Origin of the sequence: Roseovarius sp. MMSF_3359 (genome assembly GCF_030733385.1) — a bacterium.
Lineage (GTDB): Bacteria > Pseudomonadota > Alphaproteobacteria > Rhodobacterales > Rhodobacteraceae > Roseovarius.
The window spans coordinates 274,969-292,503 of record NZ_JASHJC010000001.1; the positions used below are offsets into that span (position 1 = coordinate 274,969).

Genomic DNA, 17,535 nt, shown 5'->3' on the forward strand with positions numbered 1-17,535 from the left:
TAACGCCCCGTGCACATTCGAAAACGCCGATGGCCGCGCAGGACTGGTGCATCCGCGCACAATTCCGATTGCGGAGGCAAAGGCGTTTCACCGGCTTCCATCGGAATTCGAACCCCTATAGAGGAAAACTGCGGTGCGTTCTTGCACCCGCGAAAGAGTTTCAAGGGGAGCGTGTCCGATGCCGGATACCTGGTTGCATGTGGTCGGTATTGGCGAAGACGGTTTGCACGGGCTGCAACCGGCGACCCGCGCGGTGGTCGAGGCCGCAGAAGTCATCATCGGTGGTGACCGGCACGAAGGTCTCGCCGATGCGCTCTCTGCCGAGCACCTGGACTGGCCCGAGAGGTTCGAAGATCTGATGGCGCTGCTTGAGGGTCTGAAACCAAGACGTGTCGTGATGTTGGCCACGGGCGACCCGCTTTGGTTTTCCATCGGGGCACGGATCGGGCGGGCGATGGACCCGGCCGAGATCACCTATCACCCGCAGTTGAGTGCGTTTCAATTGGCGGCGGCGCGCATGGGCTGGTCGATGGCTGACCTGGAGACGCTGACTGTGCATGGCCGCCCGGTTGAGCAGATGATCGCCTTCATCCAGCCCCATGCGCGGCTTCTGATCCTGACCACGGGCGCAGAGACACCGGCCCGCATCGCGCGGTTCCTGACCGAACGCGGGTTTGGCCGGTCACCGATGAGCGTTCTTGCCGCGATGGGGGGTGAAGAGGAGGTGCGGTTCGACGGGCTGGCCGAGAGTTGGGATCATACGGTTCCCGCGTTCAACACCCTGGCGGTGGAATGTGTCGCCGCGCGGGATGCGGCCCTTCTGCCGCGGGTGCCAGGGCTGTCCGATGCGCTGTTCCAAAGCGATGAGACCCTGACGCCGCAGGAGGTGCGCGCCGTCACCCTGTCCAAGCTGATGCCGATGCGCGGTGCGCTCCTGTGGGACATCGGGACCGGCTGCGGCTCGGTCGCGATCGAATGGATGCGCGGCGCCCGGTATACCCGCGCGGTGGGCATCGACCCGCGCGCCGACCGGCGGGCGATGGCGGCAGCGAATGCGCTTGCCCTCGGTGTGCCGCGGCTGATGCTCGTCGATGGCGAAGTTCCCGGCGCCCTTGACGGGTTAGAGGCGCCCGATGCCGTATTCATAGGGGGCGGGCTGTCGCGGGATACGTTTAACCTTGCCTGGGCGGCGCTGCGTCCGTTGGGTCGCATGGTGTGCAACGCGGTAACGTCGGAAGACGAGGCGCTGTTGCAGGAGATACACGGGCAGCAGGACGGACAGCTGGTGCGGCTCTCGGTTGAACGGGCAGACGACACAGGCGACTGGCGCAGGCTGGACCCGGTCTTGCAATGGAGCCATATCAAACGCTGAGCGCGCCCATAGACGAGATGGCAGGAAGGGATGAGAATGAGAGATTTTCTGGCTGAATTCGTGAACCGCAAGGCGGATCAGGGAGCGAAATCCATCCCGAAAAACTACAAGAAACTCAGCCGCGAGGCCAAGGACTATGTGGCGGAGGTGAGCGCGAAAAACGTCGTCCCGGATGCGTCCGGCTTTGAGTTCGACCTTGAGACTGGTGATCTGACATTGAAGATTGACGGGCATCCTGATCTGGCGCTGTCAGCGCAGGTTGCAGGGACGTTTTCCGATGACGGGTCGTTCATGTGGGGATGGGGGCACCCTTCGGTCCCACAGCCTCTGCAGCAGGCGGCCTGGGCGGCGCAGCGTTACGGGGATCGGCAGGAAATCGAGGATTTGTTGACCCGGGGTGGCAAGGCCACGCGCAAGAAGGCCGAGGAATATACCGCCATCGCGGCCTATCTTGCCCATGCAGACGGGGTTTTCATCGGTGATCACGGCGGTGGCGGCTCTGTCTGTCTCGTCTGGTTTTACCCCGAAAACACAAAGCCTTACGAATAGGTGGGCCGATTTTGTGCGGTCTGGAAACAATCCTCGGGCCACGCCTTGATCATCCCATGTTGTACGGCAGTGCGTCGCCGAAACGGTCCTAAATAACGGCATTCCCGATATTTAACGTGACCGTTACGATCCCGTGCGACATTCTTTTCGGGTACTGGTTAAGGGAATCACCCGATGTCGACTTTTTTGTCCCCCGAAGTGCAAGCCGGCCTTGATGCTGCTCGCAAACGCGCCCTCAAGAAAAGCAGCCGCCTGAATGTCCAGGCGGGCGACCGGACTTATCGGATCCTGCGCAGTTGGCATAATGGATTTTCTCTCGACGCGGATGAAGCGCCGCATTTGCGCGGGCTGGTGGACATGTTCGATGGTACGCGGCACCTGTCGCGCTGCCTGATCGTGGCCAGCGGCGAAGAAGGTGACGAGATCGAGTTCGAGTACAAACGCACGTCTGAGGCGGTGGACCGCCAACCGCTCGATTTCTACCGTGCCCCCGATGCACCAATCGCGCTGCTCGAATAAAACCCTACAGCTGTCGCGGACATATCCAATGTGACGAATTATGCCCTGCCGATGCGAGAGGCAGCGCAACCTGCCTCAATGTGATTTGGCGATGTGATTACTGCCCGGTGATGGCATTCGGTTGTTGCATCGCGCTGGGCGACATCTGCGTAAAGACACGGATGTAGTCGCCAGGTGTTGACGCCGCCCACCGCACCCAAAGGCGATTGGGGTGGTCACGATCCAGCTTCACGCTGTCGCCTTCTTCGAGGCCGCGCAGTTCTGCGCTGATGTACCGGACAGACGTATTGGCGAGAAAATCCGTGGCCGCCATCGTCCGCTCGGTGGTCGCAACGCCAAGGATGGGCGCGTCGAAATCGACATACCCGTACTGAGGCCGCAGGTTGCGGCCCCAACTGTCAAAGAACACATAGTGGCTTGCAATGATGGTGCCGCGAGGGATGGTTCCATTGGTGCCGCCGATATCGACCCGCAGCGGTGTGTCGACCAGGATGTTCTGGTCTTCGTCGAAGGCATAGAGGTTGTCGTCGTTGAAATTATCCGCCCCGACTGAAAACGGAGTTGTCGTTTCAAGCTTCACGAACTTTCCCGTGCCGACTTGTTCAAGGATCTTACCGTCCAGAACCGTCGCGGGGACGGGCATGGCTAGGACAAGGCAGCATGCAGTCGAACAGAAAAGTCGTTTCGCCACCCGTTCGTCCCCCGTTGCTTCTGAATTGGTTGTCTTGCTGGAGTGTCGATGAGTCAAGCGGTACATTGGTGAAAGACCTTGGCTGCTCGCAACGATTTGGCCACGCAATTGGCGGATAAAGACCGAGGTCGTTCAAGACCGTGGATGGTGCCAGTTGGTGTCGCAGCACGTACATCCAATTCCGCCTTTCGTCGTGAGCGTGCTGTTAGCGGCAACGGCACCTCACGAAATGTGACGGCGATCACGGGCAGGAATCGCGGAAAACATGAGATTCAGGCCAAAAAATGAGACAGCGAAAATGGTGCAAACGGTCGCAGGCTGGTCAAGCATTTGAAAACAAATAAAATTCGCATTTTTAGCAGTTAATCTAAGCGGCTTGCGAGGTCCGCACACCTCTGTTACACCCACGCCGAATTTCGATGCTTTTCAAAAAACATCGTCGGGAAACGCCCCCGGAGGTCGCCAACGCGCCACCGACAAACCGGGGCCAGATTATCGGAAGGGTGGACGTGTCCGAACCAGCTTCGATTTCTTCCGGCATTGCCGAGCGCTATGCCACCGCCATCTTCGAGATTTCGAAAGAGGGCAAATCCCTCAAAAAACTCGAGGCAAATCTCAACGATCTGGGCACCGCGCTGGCCGATAGCGCCGATCTGCGCGATCTTATCAGCAGCCCTGTCGTGTCGCGTGCCGATCAAGGCGCCGCGATTGCCGCCATCGGCGAGAAGATGGGCCTTGAGAAAGTCCTGCAAAACGGTCTTGGTCTGATGGCAGAGAAGCGCCGCCTGTTCGTTTTGCCGCAGCTTGTCGCGCAACTGCAGGACATGATCGCCGAGGACAAGGGCGAGATGACCGCAGACGTGACCAGTGCCAAGGAACTGACCAAGGCGCAGTCCGACAAGCTGGCCAAGACGCTGAAGTCCCGCATGGGCAAAGCCGTGAAAATCAATGCGACCGTGGATGAAAGCCTCATCGGCGGTCTTGTCGTTAAGGTGGGCTCGAAAATGATCGACACGTCGATCCGTTCGCGCCTGAACTCCCTCCAGTATGCAATGAAAGAGGTCGGATAAATGGGTATCCAAGCTGCAGAGATTTCTGCGATCCTGAAGGACCAGATCAAGAACTTTGGCGAAGAAGCCGAAGTCACAGAGGTGGGCCGCGTGCTGTCGGTTGGTGACGGTATCGCGCGTGTGCACGGTCTGGACAACGTGCAGGCCGGTGAGCTTGTGGAGTTCCCCGGCTCGATCATGGGCATGGCGCTGAACCTCGAAAGCGACAACGTCGGCGTCGTGATCTTCGGTTCCGACCGCGACATTAAAGAAGGCGACACCGTCAAGCGGACCAAGTCGATCGTGGACGTGCCGATTGGTGACGAGCTTCTGGGCCGTGTTGTGGACGCCCTGGGCAACCCGCTGGACGGCAAGGGTCCGATCAAGACCAAGAAACGCGGCCTGGCCGACGTCAAGGCGCCGGGCATCATCCCGCGTAAGTCGGTGCATGAGCCGATGGCAACCGGCCTCAAGTCGGTTGACGCGATGATCCCGATTGGCCGTGGTCAGCGGGAGCTGATCATTGGTGACCGTCAGACCGGCAAAACCGCTGTCGCTCTGGACACCATGCTGAACCAGAAGAGCTACAACGAAGCGGCGGGCGACGACGAGTCCAAGAAACTCTACTGCGTCTACGTGGCCGTGGGTCAGAAACGCTCGACCGTGGCGCAGCTGGTGAAAAAGCTGGAAGAAGCCGGGTCGATGGAATACTCGATCGTTGTGGCCGCAACCGCCTCGGACCCCGCGCCGATGCAGTTCCTCGCGCCCTATTCAGCGACCGCGATGGCCGAGCACTTCCGTGACAACGGCCGCCACGCGCTGATCGTGTATGATGACCTGTCGAAACAGGCCGTGTCCTATCGTCAGATGTCGCTGCTGCTGCGTCGTCCGCCCGGACGTGAAGCCTATCCCGGTGACGTTTTCTACCTCCACTCCCGTCTGCTGGAGCGTTCGGCCAAGCTGAACGAAGACAATGGCGCTGGCTCGCTGACGGCTCTGCCGATCATCGAAACCCAAGGTGGCGACGTTTCGGCCTTTATTCCGACCAACGTGATCTCGATCACCGACGGTCAGATCTTCCTTGAAACGGAACTCTTCTACCAGGGCATCCGCCCCGCGGTGAACACCGGTCTGTCGGTGTCTCGTGTGGGCTCCTCGGCCCAGACCAACGCGATGAAATCCGTCGCCGGTCCGGTGAAACTGTCGCTGGCTCAGTACCGCGAAATGGCCGCCTTTGCGCAGTTCGGTTCTGACCTTGACGCCGCGACACAGCAGCTTCTTGCTCGTGGTGCGCGTCTGACCGAACTGATGAAGCAGCCGCAGTATTCACCGCTGACCAACGCGGAAATCGTCTGCCTGATCTACGCCGGTGTGAACGGCTACCTCGACAAGATCGAAGTCAACCAGATCGGCCGTTTCGAAGAAGGTCTGCTGGGTCACCTGCGTGGCAAGCATTCCAAACTTCTCGACATGATCACCAAGGAAGACCCGAAGATCAAAGGCGATGCCGAAGATCAGATCAAGGCCGCGCTGGACGAATACGCAGCCGACTTCGCTTAAGGGAAAGGTGATTGGCCTATGCCAAGTCTAAAGGACCTTAAAACACGGATCGAGTCGGTCAAATCGACCCGCAAGATCACCAAGGCCATGCAGATGGTTGCCGCGGCGAAACTTCGCCGCGCGCAGGAAAAGGCCGAGATGTCGCGCCCCTATGCCGAGCGGTTCAACGCCGTGATGGCAAAGTTGGCGGCGTCGGTCGGATCCTCGGATAATGCACCCAAGCTCTTGAGCGGGACCGGGAGCGATCAGACCCATCTGCTGGTTGTGATGACTGCCGAACGCGGCCTGTGTGGCGGCTTCAACGGCAACATCGCCAAGCTGGCCAAGGCCGAGGCACAGAAGCTTCTGGCCGAGGGCAAGACCGTCAAGATCATCACCGTCGGCAAGAAGGGCCGGGACGCGATCAAGCGCGACCTGGGCGATCACTTCATCCACCACGTGGATCTGACCGAGGTCAAGAATGTGGGCTATGGTGACGCGCAAGGCATTGCCGCGGGCATTCTTGACCGGTTCGAAGCGGGCGAGTTCGACGTGGCCAAGATCTTCTATGCGAAGTTCGAGAACGTCGTCAGCCAGATCCCGACCATGCAACAGGTCATCCCCGCGTCCTTCGAGGCCGAAGAGGGCGAAAGTGACAACACTTTCTACGACTTCGAGCCCGACGAGCAGGCGATCCTGTCGGATCTGCTGCCACGCGGTGTGGCCACGGCGATCTTCAGCGCGCTTCTGGAAAACGGCGCGTCGGAACAGGGTGCACGGATGTCCGCGATGGACAACGCGACACGCAACGCGGGCGAGATGATCGACAAGCTGACGATCCAGTTCAACCGCTCGCGTCAGGCCGTGATCACCAACGAGCTTATTGAAATCATTTCGGGCGCGGAAGCGCTCTAGAAGAACCGGAGACGAAAAATGGCAAACGCAAAAGGCAAAATCACTCAGGTGATCGGCGCCGTTGTGGACGTGCAGTTCGACGATCACCTGCCGGAGATCCTGAACGCGCTCAACACGGACAACAACGGCAAGAACCTGGTTCTGGAAGTGGCCCAACACCTGGGCGAAAACACCGTCCGCGCCATCGCGATGGACGCCACCGAAGGTCTGGTGCGCGGTCAGGAAGTTGTTGACACCGATGGCCCGATCACCGTGCCGGTGGGCAACGCGACCCTGGGCCGCATCCTGAACGTCGTGGGTGAGCCCGTGGACGAAGGTGGCGACGTGGCCAAAGACGAAACCCGTGCGATCCACCAGGATGCCCCTCAGTTCGCCGAGCAGTCGACCGAATCCGAGGTACTGGTGACCGGCATCAAGGTTGTGGACCTGCTGGCCCCCTACGCGAAGGGTGGTAAAATTGGCCTCTTCGGCGGTGCCGGTGTGGGTAAGACCGTTCTCATCATGGAACTCATCAACAACATCGCCAAAGTGCACTCGGGTTTCTCGGTGTTCGCGGGTGTGGGTGAGCGGACCCGTGAGGGCAACGACCTTTATCATGAGATGATCGAATCCGGCGTTATCAACACCGAAGACCTGTCGAAATCGCAGGTGGCCCTGGTCTACGGTCAGATGAACGAGCCTCCGGGAGCACGTATGCGTGTTGCCCTGACCGGTCTGACACTGGCCGAACAGTTCCGCGACCAGTCCGGTACCGACGTTCTCTTCTTCGTCGACAACATCTTCCGCTTCACGCAGGCGGGTTCCGAGGTTTCGGCCCTTCTGGGTCGTATCCCTTCGGCCGTGGGCTATCAGCCGACACTGGCGACCGACATGGGCGCGATGCAGGAACGCATCACCTCGACCAAGGCCGGTTCGATCACCTCGGTGCAAGCGGTCTACGTCCCTGCGGACGACCTTACCGACCCGGCGCCTGCGACCTCGTTTGCGCACCTTGACGCCACAACCGTTCTGTCGCGTGCGATTTCCGAGCTGGGTATTTACCCCGCCGTGGACCCGCTCGACTCGACATCGCGTCTGATGGACCCCGCCGTTGTGGGCGAGGAACACTACCAAGTGGCGCGTGACGTGCAGGGGATCCTGCAACGCTACAAGTCGCTGCAGGACATCATTGCCATTCTCGGCATGGACGAACTCAGCGAAGAGGACAAACTGACCGTGGCCCGCGCCCGGAAGATCCAGCGTTTCCTCAGCCAGCCGTTCGACGTGGCGAAGGTCTTCACCGGTTCCGACGGCGTTCAGGTGCCGCTGGAAGAAACCATCGCGTCCTTCAAGGCCGTAGTTGCCGGCGAGTACGACCACCTGCCCGAAGGTGCCTTCTACATGGTGGGTGGCATCGAAGAGGTGAAAGCCAAAGCCGAGAAAATGGCCGCGGAAGCCGCCTAATCACACGTTTGCCAATCCGGGGTCGCTAGAGGCCCCGGGGCGGCCAGACAAGGAGGCCTAAATGGCTGACACAGTGCAATTCGATCTGGTTTCACCCGAACGCCTGCTGGCGTCGGTCGATGCCAAGGAAGTGCAGATCCCGGGTGCCGAAGGTGACATGACCGCGCTGCCCGATCACGCGCCGCTGATCACCACATTGCGCCCCGGCGTGCTGAAGGTGACAAGCAGCGAAGGCGCGGCGGAATACGTCGTGACCGGCGGTTTTGCCGAGATCAGCCCAGCGGGAATCTCGGTCTTGGCCGAACGCGCGGTGCCCAAGGGCGACATGACACAGGAAGCCTTCAACGCGATGGTGGACGAGGCCAAGGAAAAGCTCGCCAAGGCGCAGGAAACCTTCGTCAATGAGCCCGGCCCCGTGGATGACGCCGCCAAACTGCTGGCCGATATGGTCGCAATGGGTAGCGAAATCGGCCTCGGCGCCAACTGATCTGCCGTGCAGATTTGACCGGGATTTGGGGGCCTTTTGAGGCCCCTTTTTCTTTTTTCTTTCTCAATTTCGTCGAAAAGCACTGGTAAGGCTGCCGCGATGTGTTGAGTGTGTGACCGATGAAAAAGTTTTTGAAACAAGCGATTGGCGTCGATCAGGGCGAAGACGTGCTGTTCTCGGATTACGAGGACGGGGGTGAGATGTGGACGGGTAACGGCCCGCGCGAACGCCGCCACGCCCTGACCTTCAAAGAGCCGTTCAAGGCGCCGCCCGTCGTGCATGTCGCCCTGTCGATGTGGGACATGGACAGCGCCACCAACGCGCGCGCCGATATCTCGGCGGAGAACATCACCGCCAAGGGGTTTGACATGGTGTTCAAAACCTGGGGCGACAGCCGCGTGGCCCGCGCCCGCGCCCGCTGGATGGCAATCGGTGCGGTTTCCCATGACGATGATTGGGAACTCTATTAGCGCCCACCAGTATCTGCTTGGGGCAGTGTTTTAACGGGCGCGGTCGACAATAAAAACAGGTTTTCGCAACTCAGATGCCGCTGCGGATCAGCTTGGCATAATCAAAAGCCCCGCGCAGGGCGCAGGGCTTCGATGTCTATAGGACGTCGGTTCAGACCGCCAGGTTCGGAATGATCTGTTTCTTGCGGCTCATGACGCCGGGAAGGACAACCGTGTCACCGGCGACCGAGGCACCAAAGCTCTTTTCGGCAACTGTCTTCACCAGGTCGTTCGGCACGAGAAGCGTGGCCTCTTCGTTCAGGATGTCGACGACGAAAAGCAATACCTGGTCTACCCCGTCTTCGGAGGCAACGGCGGTCATGCTGTCCATCAGGCTGGCCTTGCGGTCGAGGACGGTGGCGGGCGCGGTTGTCTCCAGGACGCTCACGCGGAAGGTTGTGTCGCCCACGCCATACTCCTTGCTGTCCATGCGCAGAAGCTCGGCATCCGAAAACGCGCTGACGTCCGATTTCGCGGCAAACATCTCGGCGGCATAGTCGCTGATGTTGATGCCCAGATCGGCGGCCAGTTTCTCAGCCACGGCACGGTCATGCGGGGTGGTTGTCGGGCTGCGGAATTCCAGCGTATCGCTGAGGATGCAGGTCAGGGCCGCGCCCTTGGCCCAATCTGGCATCCGCGCGGCGTCGTCACCCATCAGGTCGACCATGATTGTTGCGGTGCAGGCCAGCGGGCGCACGGTGATGTCGATCGGCCCCTTTGTTTCCAGCCCGCCGACCAGCTTGTGATGGTCGATGATCGCCTGCACATCCGCGCCGTTGATGTTCTCGGGCAATTCGGCAGGGTTGTTGGTATCCACGATCACGCAGGGTTGATCGGTATCGACATCCGCGATGATGCGCGGTTTGGGCAAGTCCCAGCGGGAGAGCATGAACGCGGCTTCGGTATTCGGCTCACCCAGCAGAACGGCCTCCGCATCGCCGCCTTTTACCTCGTTGAGATACCAGGCCCAAAGGATCGGAGAGCCGGTCGAATCGGTGTCGGGGGATTTGTGGCCGAAAACAAGAGTTGTCATGGTGGGGTTCCTGTTAAAATCCAAAGTTTGGAGGCCTTATAGGGTGCTCGGTCCCGCTTGTCACCCACTGATGCTGCAATGCAGCATTGCGGGGGGGATGGAGAGCGGAAAGGCCCGCCTGCGACGATCTGATTGTGACCTTTCCGGGCCAGTATCACGGAGAAAAATCCACCGCTATCGACAGGCTTTTGGCAGAGCACTAGGGTGCAGGCGGAGGGCGCAGGACGAAACGGGAGCGCAGCATTGGGAAACCAGCCATTGAAAGGTGTCGCGCGCCTGATCGCGGCTTTCCATAACTCTGTCGCGGGTTTCGGCGATGTGTGGCGGGGCGAAGAAGCGTTCCGGCTTGAAGTCATCATCTTCGTGCTGTCCATCCCGGCAGCCTTCTGGCTCGGGAGCAGCATCTTTTCGGTGGTGCTCCTCATCGTTTCGGTTCTGCTTGTGGTGATCGTCGAAGTGCTGAACAGCGCGATCGAAGCCGTTGTGGATCGCATCGGGCCGGAACGCCACGAATTGTCACGCGTCGCCAAGGATCTGGGGTCTCTCGCGGTGCTGTTGTCGATGCTGGTGCCGGGCATCGTGTGGTCCGGCGCGCTTTATGCCAAGCTCTCAGGGCAGGCATTCTAACGCCACTTTTGCGATCACCGGTCGTGTCCGGGCGAGGGCCGACCCATACCCCAAGCTCAAACCGCCAAAAGATGACCCAAGGTAAGGGAAACCTGACTAACCCTCCGCGACGTTTCCTCTTAGGCTAAATTTATTCTCCCGGGCTCCGCCAGAGGGGATGCCAGGGATTGCTGGTACCGGCGGGGACGGATTTTTCGAAGGGGTTATTAATGCAGTCTGTTATCGAGTTCATCCGGGCGTATCCCGACCTTGCCGAGTTCATTGGTGTCATTGGTTTCATGCTCTATATTGGTGGTTTTTTCTCAGTTCAGAGTGGTATTCTGTGCGGCAACGGCATCACCTTTCCGGTGCTGCAGGTCTGTGCTGCGAGCTGTGTGCTCGTCAGCCTGAGCAGCGCCTATAATCTGCCGTCCTTCATGATCCAGACGAGCTACATCGCGATCGGCCTTTTCGGGATTGCGTTGCGCCTGCGTCGTGTCCGCAGCAACCGGTTCCGGGGGAATGGGCGGCCGATCCTGCCGGCCAATGTCGAACCGATCAGTTTCGATGCCGATTGTCATCAACCTGCAACACTGTTTCGGCATACCCCTGAGCAGAGCGATCCCCCCAAATCCCCGGCGCTCTGTCCCTGAATTTCAGAAATCTATTTTAGCACGAAAAAAGGGCGGCCCGTCAAAAGGCCGCCCTGTTACGTTTCTCGCGTGCTAATTACTCCGCTGCTTCGGCATATTCGTCCATCGGCGGGCAGGTGCAGACAAGATGCCGGTCGCCATAGACGTTGTCGACGCGGTTCACCGGCGGCCAGTATTTGTCGACCCGGAACGACCCCGGCGGGAAGCACCCTTGTTCGCGGCTATAGGGCCGGTCCCAGTCACCCACGAGGTCATTGACCGTGTGGGGCGCGTGTTTCAGCGGGTTATTGTCGGCGTCGATCTTGCCGTCCTCGATGGCGCGGATCTCTTCGCGGATGGCGAGCATCGCGTCGCAGAACCGGTCGAGCTCGGCCTTGGTCTCGCTCTCGGTCGGCTCGACCATCAGCGTGCCCGCCACGGGCCAGCTCATCGTCGGCGCGTGAAAACCACTGTCGACCAGACGTTTGGCGATATCGTCGACGGTGACATGGGCGCTCTCGGCAAAGGGGCGCGTATCGAGGATGCACTCATGCGCCACCCGGCCGCCGCGACCGCGGTAGAGCACCTTGTAAGACCCTTCGAGCCGCTTGGCGATGTAGTTGGCGTTAAGGATCGCCACGCGCGTTGCCTGCGTCAGGCCCTCGCCGCCCATCATCAGGATATAGGCCCAAGAGATCGGCAGGATCGAGGGTGACCCGAAAGGTGCCGCCGAAACCGGCCCCTGTTCGCCGCCGGTTTCCGGATGGCCCGGCAGATGCGGGATCAGGTGTGCCTTGACGCCAATCGGTCCCATGCCGGGGCCGCCGCCCCCATGAGGGATGCAGAAGGTCTTGTGCAGGTTGAGGTGGCTTACGTCACCGCCCAGATCGCCGGGACGGCTCAGACCCACCATCGCGTTCATGTTGGCGCCGTCGATATAGACCTGCCCGCCATGGTCATGGACCAGCTTGCAGACGTCCTTGACGGTCTCCTCGAACACGCCGTGAGTCGACGGATAGGTGATCATGCAACCCGCGAGGTTCTCGGAATGCTCCTCGACCTTGGCCTGGAAATCCTCCACGTCGATATCGCCGTTTTCCTTTGACTGGATCGGCACCACCTTCCAGCCGACCATCATCGCGCTCGCGGGATTGGTGCCATGGGCTGACATCGGAATGAGGCAGATGTTGCGGTGCCCTTCGCCATTGGCCCGGTGATAGGCCGCGATGGTCAGAAGCCCAGCATATTCGCCCTGCGCGCCCGAGTTGGGCTGCATCGACAGGCCATCGTAGCCGGTGATCGTGCAGAGCTTGGCGCTCAGATCATCAATCAACTCCTTGTAGCCTTCGGCCTGATTGGCCGGAACAAACGGGTGCATCCGCGAAAACTCCCGCCAGCTCACCGGCATCATCTCCGCAGCGGAGTTGAGCTTCATGGTGCAGCTTCCGAGAGGGATCATCGCCCGATCAAGCGCCAGGTCACGATCCGCCAGGCGGCGCATGTAGCGCATCATCTCTGTCTCGGCCCGGTTCATGTGGAAGATCGGGTGCGTCAGGTACTCGGTCTTGCGGTGCATGTTTTCCGGCACGCGGTATTTGGGTTCGAAATCATCGTCGTTCTTGACGATCCCAAAGGCGCGCCAGACGGATTCGATGTTTTCCGGCCGGGTGCACTCGTCAAGGCTGATGCCGACGCGGGTTTCGCCCACTTTGCGCAGGTTGATCTTTTCATCCACGGCCGATTTCATCACGGCCGCCTGGAGCGGTCCGACATCGACGGTAATCGTGTCGAAAAATGCCTTGGGATCGACCTTGAAGCCCGCGTTTTCCAAACCTTCGGCAAGGCGCACTGTCTTGCGGTGGATGCGCTGCGCGATGGCCTTGAGGCCCTTGGGTCCGTGGAACACCGCGTACATCGACGCCATCACCGCCAGCAGGGCCTGCGCGGTACAGACGTTCGACATCGCCTTCTCGCGGCGGATATGCTGCTCGCGGGTTTGCAGTGACAGGCGATAGGCGCGGTTGCCGTTGGCGTCGATGCTGACGCCGATGATCCGCCCGGGCATGGAGCGTTTATAGGCGTCCTTGCAGGCCATGTAGGCCGCGTGCGGTCCGCCATAGCCAAGCGGCACGCCAAAGCGTTGCGTGCTGCCCACGGCAATATCGGCGCCCATTTGACCGGGCTCCTTGAGCAGCGTCAGCGCCAGCGGATCGGCCACCACGATGCCGATGGCCTTGTGCTCATGCAGCTTGGTGATGTGATCGGTGAAATCGCGCACATGGCCATAGGTGCCCGGATATTGGAAGATGGCGCCGAAAACCTGTTCGGGGTCCAGCTTGTCGGGGTTGCCGACGATCACCTCGATCCCCAGAGGCTCCGCACGGGTCTTGATGACGGCGATGTTCTGCGGGTGACAATCGCGATCGACGAAGAACGCCATTTGTTTGGATTTCGACACCCGCTGCGCCATGGTCATGGCCTCGGCGCAGGCGGTGGATTCGTCCAGGAGTGAGGCATTGGCGATCTCGAGCCCGGTGAGGTCGCTGACCATGGTCTGGTAGTTCAGGAGCGCCTCAAGGCGGCCTTGCGAAATCTCCGGCTGATAAGGCGTGTAGGCCGTGTACCAGGCCGGGTTTTCCAGGATGTTGCGCTGGATCGCGGGCGGGGTCACGGTGCCGTGGTAGCCTTGCCCGATGAGCGACGTCAGAACCTTGTTCTTGCCCGCAGTCAGGCGCATGTGGTGCAAGAGTTCACGCTCCGACATGGGCCGCCCGAAATCCAGGGGCTCTTCCTGACGGATCGCTTTCGGAACCGTTTGGTCGATCAGCTCATCAAGGCTTTCCACGCCCAGTTCGGCCAGCATTTCGTCCATTTCCTCGGGGGAGGGGCCGATATGACGCCGGTTGGCAAAGTCGTACGGAAGATAGTTGGTTGGTTCAAAAGCCATTCCACACTCCATCAGGTAAGAGGCAGACCCGCATCGGACGGGTCCGCGAAGTTTGCAATTTTTTCAAGCGGTTGAAGCGTTAGCCGATAAACTTCTTATAGGCCGCTTCGTCCATGTAGTCGTCCATCTGACCGGGATCGCTGGCCTTGATCTTGAAGAACCACGCATCACCCTCCGGGTCCTCGTTGACCTTGCCGGGTTCATCGGCCAGGGCTTCGTTCACTTCGACGATCTCACCGTCGATCGGGGCCAGGATATCGCTGGCGGCCTTCACGGATTCGATCACGACGGCATCATCGTCCTTGGTCACTTCGGTGCCGACCTCGGGCAGTTCGACAAAGACCACATCGCCCAACTGCTCGCTGGCATGGGCGGTAATGCCCACCACCACAACATCATCCTCGACGCGCAGCCATTCGTGTTCTTCGGTGTATTTCATCTGGGTCTCTCCCTTGGTTGATCAGCGTTTGAAATTGGCGGGGGTGAAGGGCATGGCGGTCACCGTCACCGGCTGGCGTTTACCGCGAACCTCCCCGAAAAGCTGCGTGCCTTCTGCGGCTAGGTCGGACGTGACATAGGCCATCGACATTGGCCCTTCGATCGTCGGGCCAAACGCGCCCGAGGTGACATGGCCGATCTGCTCACCACCCTCGGCGCCGGCAAAAAGCGGCGTGCCGTCGCGCATCGGTGCGCGGCCTTCGGGGCGCAGGCCCACACGGGTGCGGGAGGCACCATTTTCCAGCTCGCCCAGGATGCGGTCGGCCCCGGGGAAGCCCCCCTCGCGCTCACCGCCCTTGCGGCGTACCTTCTGAATGGCCCAGGTCAGCGCGGCCTCGACCGGCGTGGTGCCGGTGTCGATGTCATTGCCATAAAGGCAAAGTCCGCCCTCAAGCCGCAGGCTGTCGCGGGCGCCAAGGCCGATGGGTTCCACGTCGTCATGCGCGAGCAGCGCCTTGGCCAGGGCAACGGCGTTTTCGTTCAGAACGGAAATCTCGTATCCGTCCTCACCGGTATAACCCGAGCGCGAGATCCAAAGCTCGTCAAAATCCGAGCTGAAGATGCCCACATCCATGAATTTCATGTCGGCCACCCCGGGAACAAGCGCCTCCAGCACCGCTTCGGCGGCGGGACCTTGCAGCGCCATCAACGCCCGTTCGGTGATCTCGTCAACGGAACATCCTTCAAGGCTTTCGCGCATATGCGCGATGTCCGCTTCCTTGCAGGCGGCATTGACCACGACGAACATGTGGTCGCCGCGATTGGCCAGCATCAGATCGTCGAGGATGCCGCCATGGTCATTCGTGAAGAACCCATAGCGTTGGCGATTTGTGCCCAGCCCGGCCAGGTTCACCGGCACCAGCTTTTCCATGGCAAGTGCGGCGGCTTCATACCCATCGGCGGAATAGACGATGACCTGACCCATGTGGCTGACGTCAAAAAGCCCGGCCTTGGCGCGGGTGTGCAGATGTTCCTTCATCACGCCAAGCGGATATTGCACCGGCATTTCATAGCCTGCGAAGGGTACCATCTTGCCGCCCAGCTCGACATGCAGGTCATGCAACGGAGTCGTCTTCAGATCGCTCATCGCTTTCCTCCCAATCTCTCGCCGGGGAAAATCTGTCGATCCGTCCGGCATCGGTTACGCAAGCTCAGCGGCTTGCCACGATGCCCCCTCTGTCCTTTCGCCTGAGATCGCTATCCCTTCGGCGGGTGCAGCTTGCACCACTCTCCAGAGTTTATCAATCTGATCGGTCCTGAGGGCCTGAGAGTTTCCGGGGCGGTTGCTCCTTCGGCACCGGCATTGCCGGTTCTCCCGTTCAGATTTGTGCATGCTTTAGTGTACAAAGTGAGTCGGGGCAAGGTGGTTTCTCAATCCAGCATAGCCTTTGCCGGTTGGCGGGCGCAATTATTTGATATCTATTGGTAATTTTTTGCCAATGATCGCAGAGCCACCTCTGATGCGGTATCCGCGGGAAAGAAAAGTTCGATTCTCAGATCATCCAGTAACAGGTCTTCGGGCGTCCCGAACTGTGCGATGGTAGCAAAGAGCGCGAGGCGCAGATCACCCGCCCGGTAGATTGCTGGCACTACTGGACCAAGGGTTGGCGTGTCCGGTTCGGGGACGCGCGACAGATGATCTGCAACCCGATCCAGTGCCGGTATGCCACCCTGTGCCGCGCTTTCCGTCCGCAATCGTCGCGCGGTGTGATGAGCGACCTCGGGCCAGTTTTCGATCACTTCGGACAATTCTTCGGCGACGAGAAGATCAAGCAAACTGTCGCCTTCGCCGATGCCCATCAGACCAAACAGGTTTTCGGCGGGGGTATTCATCCGAACCAGCGACCAGAGCCGGTCAAGTGCAATCGCGGGGTAGGGTGCATGGCAATCAAGCATGTGATCGATGGCGCCGCGGATGGGGGCCATCTCGGCATCGTCCCAGGCCCGCTGGGGATAGCGCGCGGCAAATCCCGCATGGGTCAGCATCTGGTTGCGCGCGTCCAGTGGCAATTCCAGCGCATCACCCAGACGCCCGATCATGTCGCGGCTTGGCCGGGCGCGCCCGGTTTCGAGAAAGGAGATATGGCGGGCCGACACATCGGCCTCAAGCGCGAGGTCAAGCTGGCTGAACCGACGTGCCTTGCGCCAGGTCTTCAGGGAATGGGGAAATCCGGTCATGCCCCCATCCATACCTCATGATGCGGCGCAGGTCAGTTACCTGCGAGGTAATTGTTTTGCGAATGGAGGGGCCGATAAACAGCAAGGCAAGCCCCGAGAAGGGCGTAACGAACACCGATGGAGACCCCTTCACATGACCTTTCTGCGCAATTTCACCCTCGTGCTCTTCCTCGCGATCACGGCCCATACGCTTTACACCGGCATCGTTTACGGCTGGAATTTCGTCTCCGTTTTCCTTGCGGTCCTCTTCAGCCTTACCTGGCAGGGGCAGTTTGCTTTGGATTTCCTGTGTTACCTGATGCTGTCAGGGCTTTGGGTCGCCTGGCGCGGGGGCTTCACCGGGGCTTCTATCGCCTTGGGCCTGTTGGCGTCGGTGATGGGGATGCTGGTCTTTGCCGTTCTGATCCTGATCTTCATCAGGCAATCGAGCGGGGATATGCGCAAGCTGCTTCTGGGCGTGCACGGGGACCCCGATAAGCCGTCATAAGAGCAAAGGCATTTGCACCGGTCTACCGGCCGCGATTGCCGTGTTTGGCTGGCGCCATACCAGGCACCCTGTTCGGGCCAA

The 17,535-nt window shown here is 60.2% G+C and carries 18 protein-coding genes and 1 riboswitch; of the genes, 12 read left to right on the plus strand and 6 right to left on the minus strand.

Annotated features, from left to right (window positions below; translation table 11 throughout):
- Nucleotides 1-178 precede the first annotated feature (178 nt).
- From cbiE to RBB29_RS01355, 3 genes are all read left to right on the plus strand, one after another.
- On the plus strand, nucleotides 179-1,372 hold the full coding sequence (cbiE, locus tag RBB29_RS01345; RefSeq protein ID WP_306113354.1) for a precorrin-6y C5,15-methyltransferase (decarboxylating) subunit CbiE: 1,194 nt from the start codon (nucleotides 179-181) through the stop codon (nucleotides 1,370-1,372).
- A gap of 36 nt (nucleotides 1,373-1,408) precedes the next feature.
- Nucleotides 1,409-1,921, plus strand: a complete 513-nt coding sequence (locus RBB29_RS01350; protein WP_306113355.1) for a DUF6882 domain-containing protein — start codon at nucleotides 1,409-1,411, stop codon at nucleotides 1,919-1,921.
- Between the two features lie 174 nt (nucleotides 1,922-2,095).
- The gene (locus tag RBB29_RS01355) at nucleotides 2,096-2,440 is read left to right on the plus strand and encodes a hypothetical protein (RefSeq protein ID WP_306113356.1); all 345 of its coding nucleotides are present in this window, start codon (nucleotides 2,096-2,098) and stop codon (nucleotides 2,438-2,440) included.
- 97 nt (nucleotides 2,441-2,537) lie between these two features.
- On the opposite strand, the gene RBB29_RS01360 is transcribed toward RBB29_RS01355, so the two are convergent.
- The gene (locus RBB29_RS01360; RefSeq protein ID WP_306121089.1) at nucleotides 2,538-3,020 is read right to left on the minus strand and encodes a hypothetical protein; all 483 of its coding nucleotides are present in this window, start codon (nucleotides 3,018-3,020) and stop codon (nucleotides 2,538-2,540) included.
- A 620-nt stretch (nucleotides 3,021-3,640) separates the two neighbouring features.
- On the opposite strand from RBB29_RS01360, the gene RBB29_RS01365 reads away from it, so the two are divergent.
- From RBB29_RS01365 to RBB29_RS01390, 6 genes are all read left to right on the plus strand, one after another.
- Nucleotides 3,641-4,201 (plus strand): F0F1 ATP synthase subunit delta, encoded by a 561-nt coding sequence (locus RBB29_RS01365; RefSeq protein ID WP_306113358.1) that lies wholly within the window; start codon nucleotides 3,641-3,643, stop codon nucleotides 4,199-4,201.
- Complete coding sequence (atpA, locus tag RBB29_RS01370) at nucleotides 4,202-5,740, plus strand: F0F1 ATP synthase subunit alpha (protein WP_306113359.1); 1,539 nt, start codon at nucleotides 4,202-4,204, stop codon at nucleotides 5,738-5,740. It abuts the gene before it with no gap.
- A gap of 18 nt (nucleotides 5,741-5,758) precedes the next feature.
- Nucleotides 5,759-6,634 (plus strand): F0F1 ATP synthase subunit gamma, encoded by an 876-nt coding sequence (locus tag RBB29_RS01375; protein WP_306113360.1) that lies wholly within the window; start codon nucleotides 5,759-5,761, stop codon nucleotides 6,632-6,634.
- Between the two features lie 18 nt (nucleotides 6,635-6,652).
- The gene (atpD, locus tag RBB29_RS01380; protein ID WP_306113361.1) at nucleotides 6,653-8,077 is read left to right on the plus strand and encodes a F0F1 ATP synthase subunit beta; all 1,425 of its coding nucleotides are present in this window, start codon (nucleotides 6,653-6,655) and stop codon (nucleotides 8,075-8,077) included.
- Nucleotides 8,078-8,138: 61 nt separating this feature from the next.
- On the plus strand, nucleotides 8,139-8,564 hold the full coding sequence (locus tag RBB29_RS01385) for a F0F1 ATP synthase subunit epsilon (protein ID WP_306113362.1): 426 nt from the start codon (nucleotides 8,139-8,141) through the stop codon (nucleotides 8,562-8,564).
- Between the two features lie 119 nt (nucleotides 8,565-8,683).
- On the plus strand, nucleotides 8,684-9,034 hold the full coding sequence (locus RBB29_RS01390) for an H-type lectin domain-containing protein (protein ID WP_306113363.1): 351 nt from the start codon (nucleotides 8,684-8,686) through the stop codon (nucleotides 9,032-9,034).
- Nucleotides 9,035-9,185: 151 nt separating this feature from the next.
- On the opposite strand, the gene RBB29_RS01395 is transcribed toward RBB29_RS01390, so the two are convergent.
- Entirely contained in the window at nucleotides 9,186-10,106 is a 921-nt protein-coding gene (locus RBB29_RS01395; RefSeq protein WP_306113364.1) for a manganese-dependent inorganic pyrophosphatase, read from the minus strand.
- A gap of 258 nt (nucleotides 10,107-10,364) precedes the next feature.
- On the opposite strand from RBB29_RS01395, the gene RBB29_RS01400 reads away from it, so the two are divergent.
- Both RBB29_RS01400 and RBB29_RS01405 read left to right on the plus strand, forming a co-directional pair.
- Nucleotides 10,365-10,733 (plus strand): diacylglycerol kinase, encoded by a 369-nt coding sequence (locus tag RBB29_RS01400; RefSeq protein ID WP_306121090.1) that lies wholly within the window; start codon nucleotides 10,365-10,367, stop codon nucleotides 10,731-10,733.
- Between the two features lie 167 nt (nucleotides 10,734-10,900).
- Nucleotides 10,901-11,365 (plus strand): hypothetical protein, encoded by a 465-nt coding sequence (locus RBB29_RS01405; RefSeq protein WP_306113366.1) that lies wholly within the window; start codon nucleotides 10,901-10,903, stop codon nucleotides 11,363-11,365.
- Nucleotides 11,366-11,441: 76 nt separating this feature from the next.
- Here the strand turns inward: RBB29_RS01405 and gcvP are convergent, their stop codons facing one another.
- The 4 genes from gcvP to RBB29_RS01425 all read right to left on the minus strand — a co-directional run bounded on the left by gcvP (nucleotide 11,442) and on the right by RBB29_RS01425 (nucleotide 16,967).
- A complete protein-coding gene (gcvP, locus tag RBB29_RS01410; protein ID WP_306113367.1) occupies nucleotides 11,442-14,291 on the minus strand; it encodes an aminomethyl-transferring glycine dehydrogenase in 2,850 nt (949 codons plus the stop codon).
- A gap of 79 nt (nucleotides 14,292-14,370) precedes the next feature.
- Nucleotides 14,371-14,730, minus strand: a complete 360-nt coding sequence (gene gcvH / locus RBB29_RS01415) for a glycine cleavage system protein GcvH (RefSeq protein WP_306113368.1) — start codon at nucleotides 14,728-14,730, stop codon at nucleotides 14,371-14,373.
- Nucleotides 14,731-14,751: 21 nt separating this feature from the next.
- Entirely contained in the window at nucleotides 14,752-15,876 is a 1,125-nt protein-coding gene (gene gcvT, locus RBB29_RS01420) for a glycine cleavage system aminomethyltransferase GcvT (protein ID WP_306113369.1), read from the minus strand.
- A gap of 154 nt (nucleotides 15,877-16,030) precedes the next feature.
- Nucleotides 16,031-16,117, minus strand: a riboswitch (glycine riboswitch).
- A gap of 91 nt (nucleotides 16,118-16,208) precedes the next feature.
- The gene (locus RBB29_RS01425) at nucleotides 16,209-16,967 is read right to left on the minus strand and encodes a helix-turn-helix domain-containing protein (protein ID WP_306113370.1); all 759 of its coding nucleotides are present in this window, start codon (nucleotides 16,965-16,967) and stop codon (nucleotides 16,209-16,211) included.
- A gap of 133 nt (nucleotides 16,968-17,100) precedes the next feature.
- On the opposite strand from RBB29_RS01425, the gene RBB29_RS01430 reads away from it, so the two are divergent.
- Nucleotides 17,101-17,454 (plus strand): hypothetical protein, encoded by a 354-nt coding sequence (locus tag RBB29_RS01430; protein ID WP_306113371.1) that lies wholly within the window; start codon nucleotides 17,101-17,103, stop codon nucleotides 17,452-17,454.
- Nucleotides 17,455-17,535: the final 81 nt, after the last annotated feature.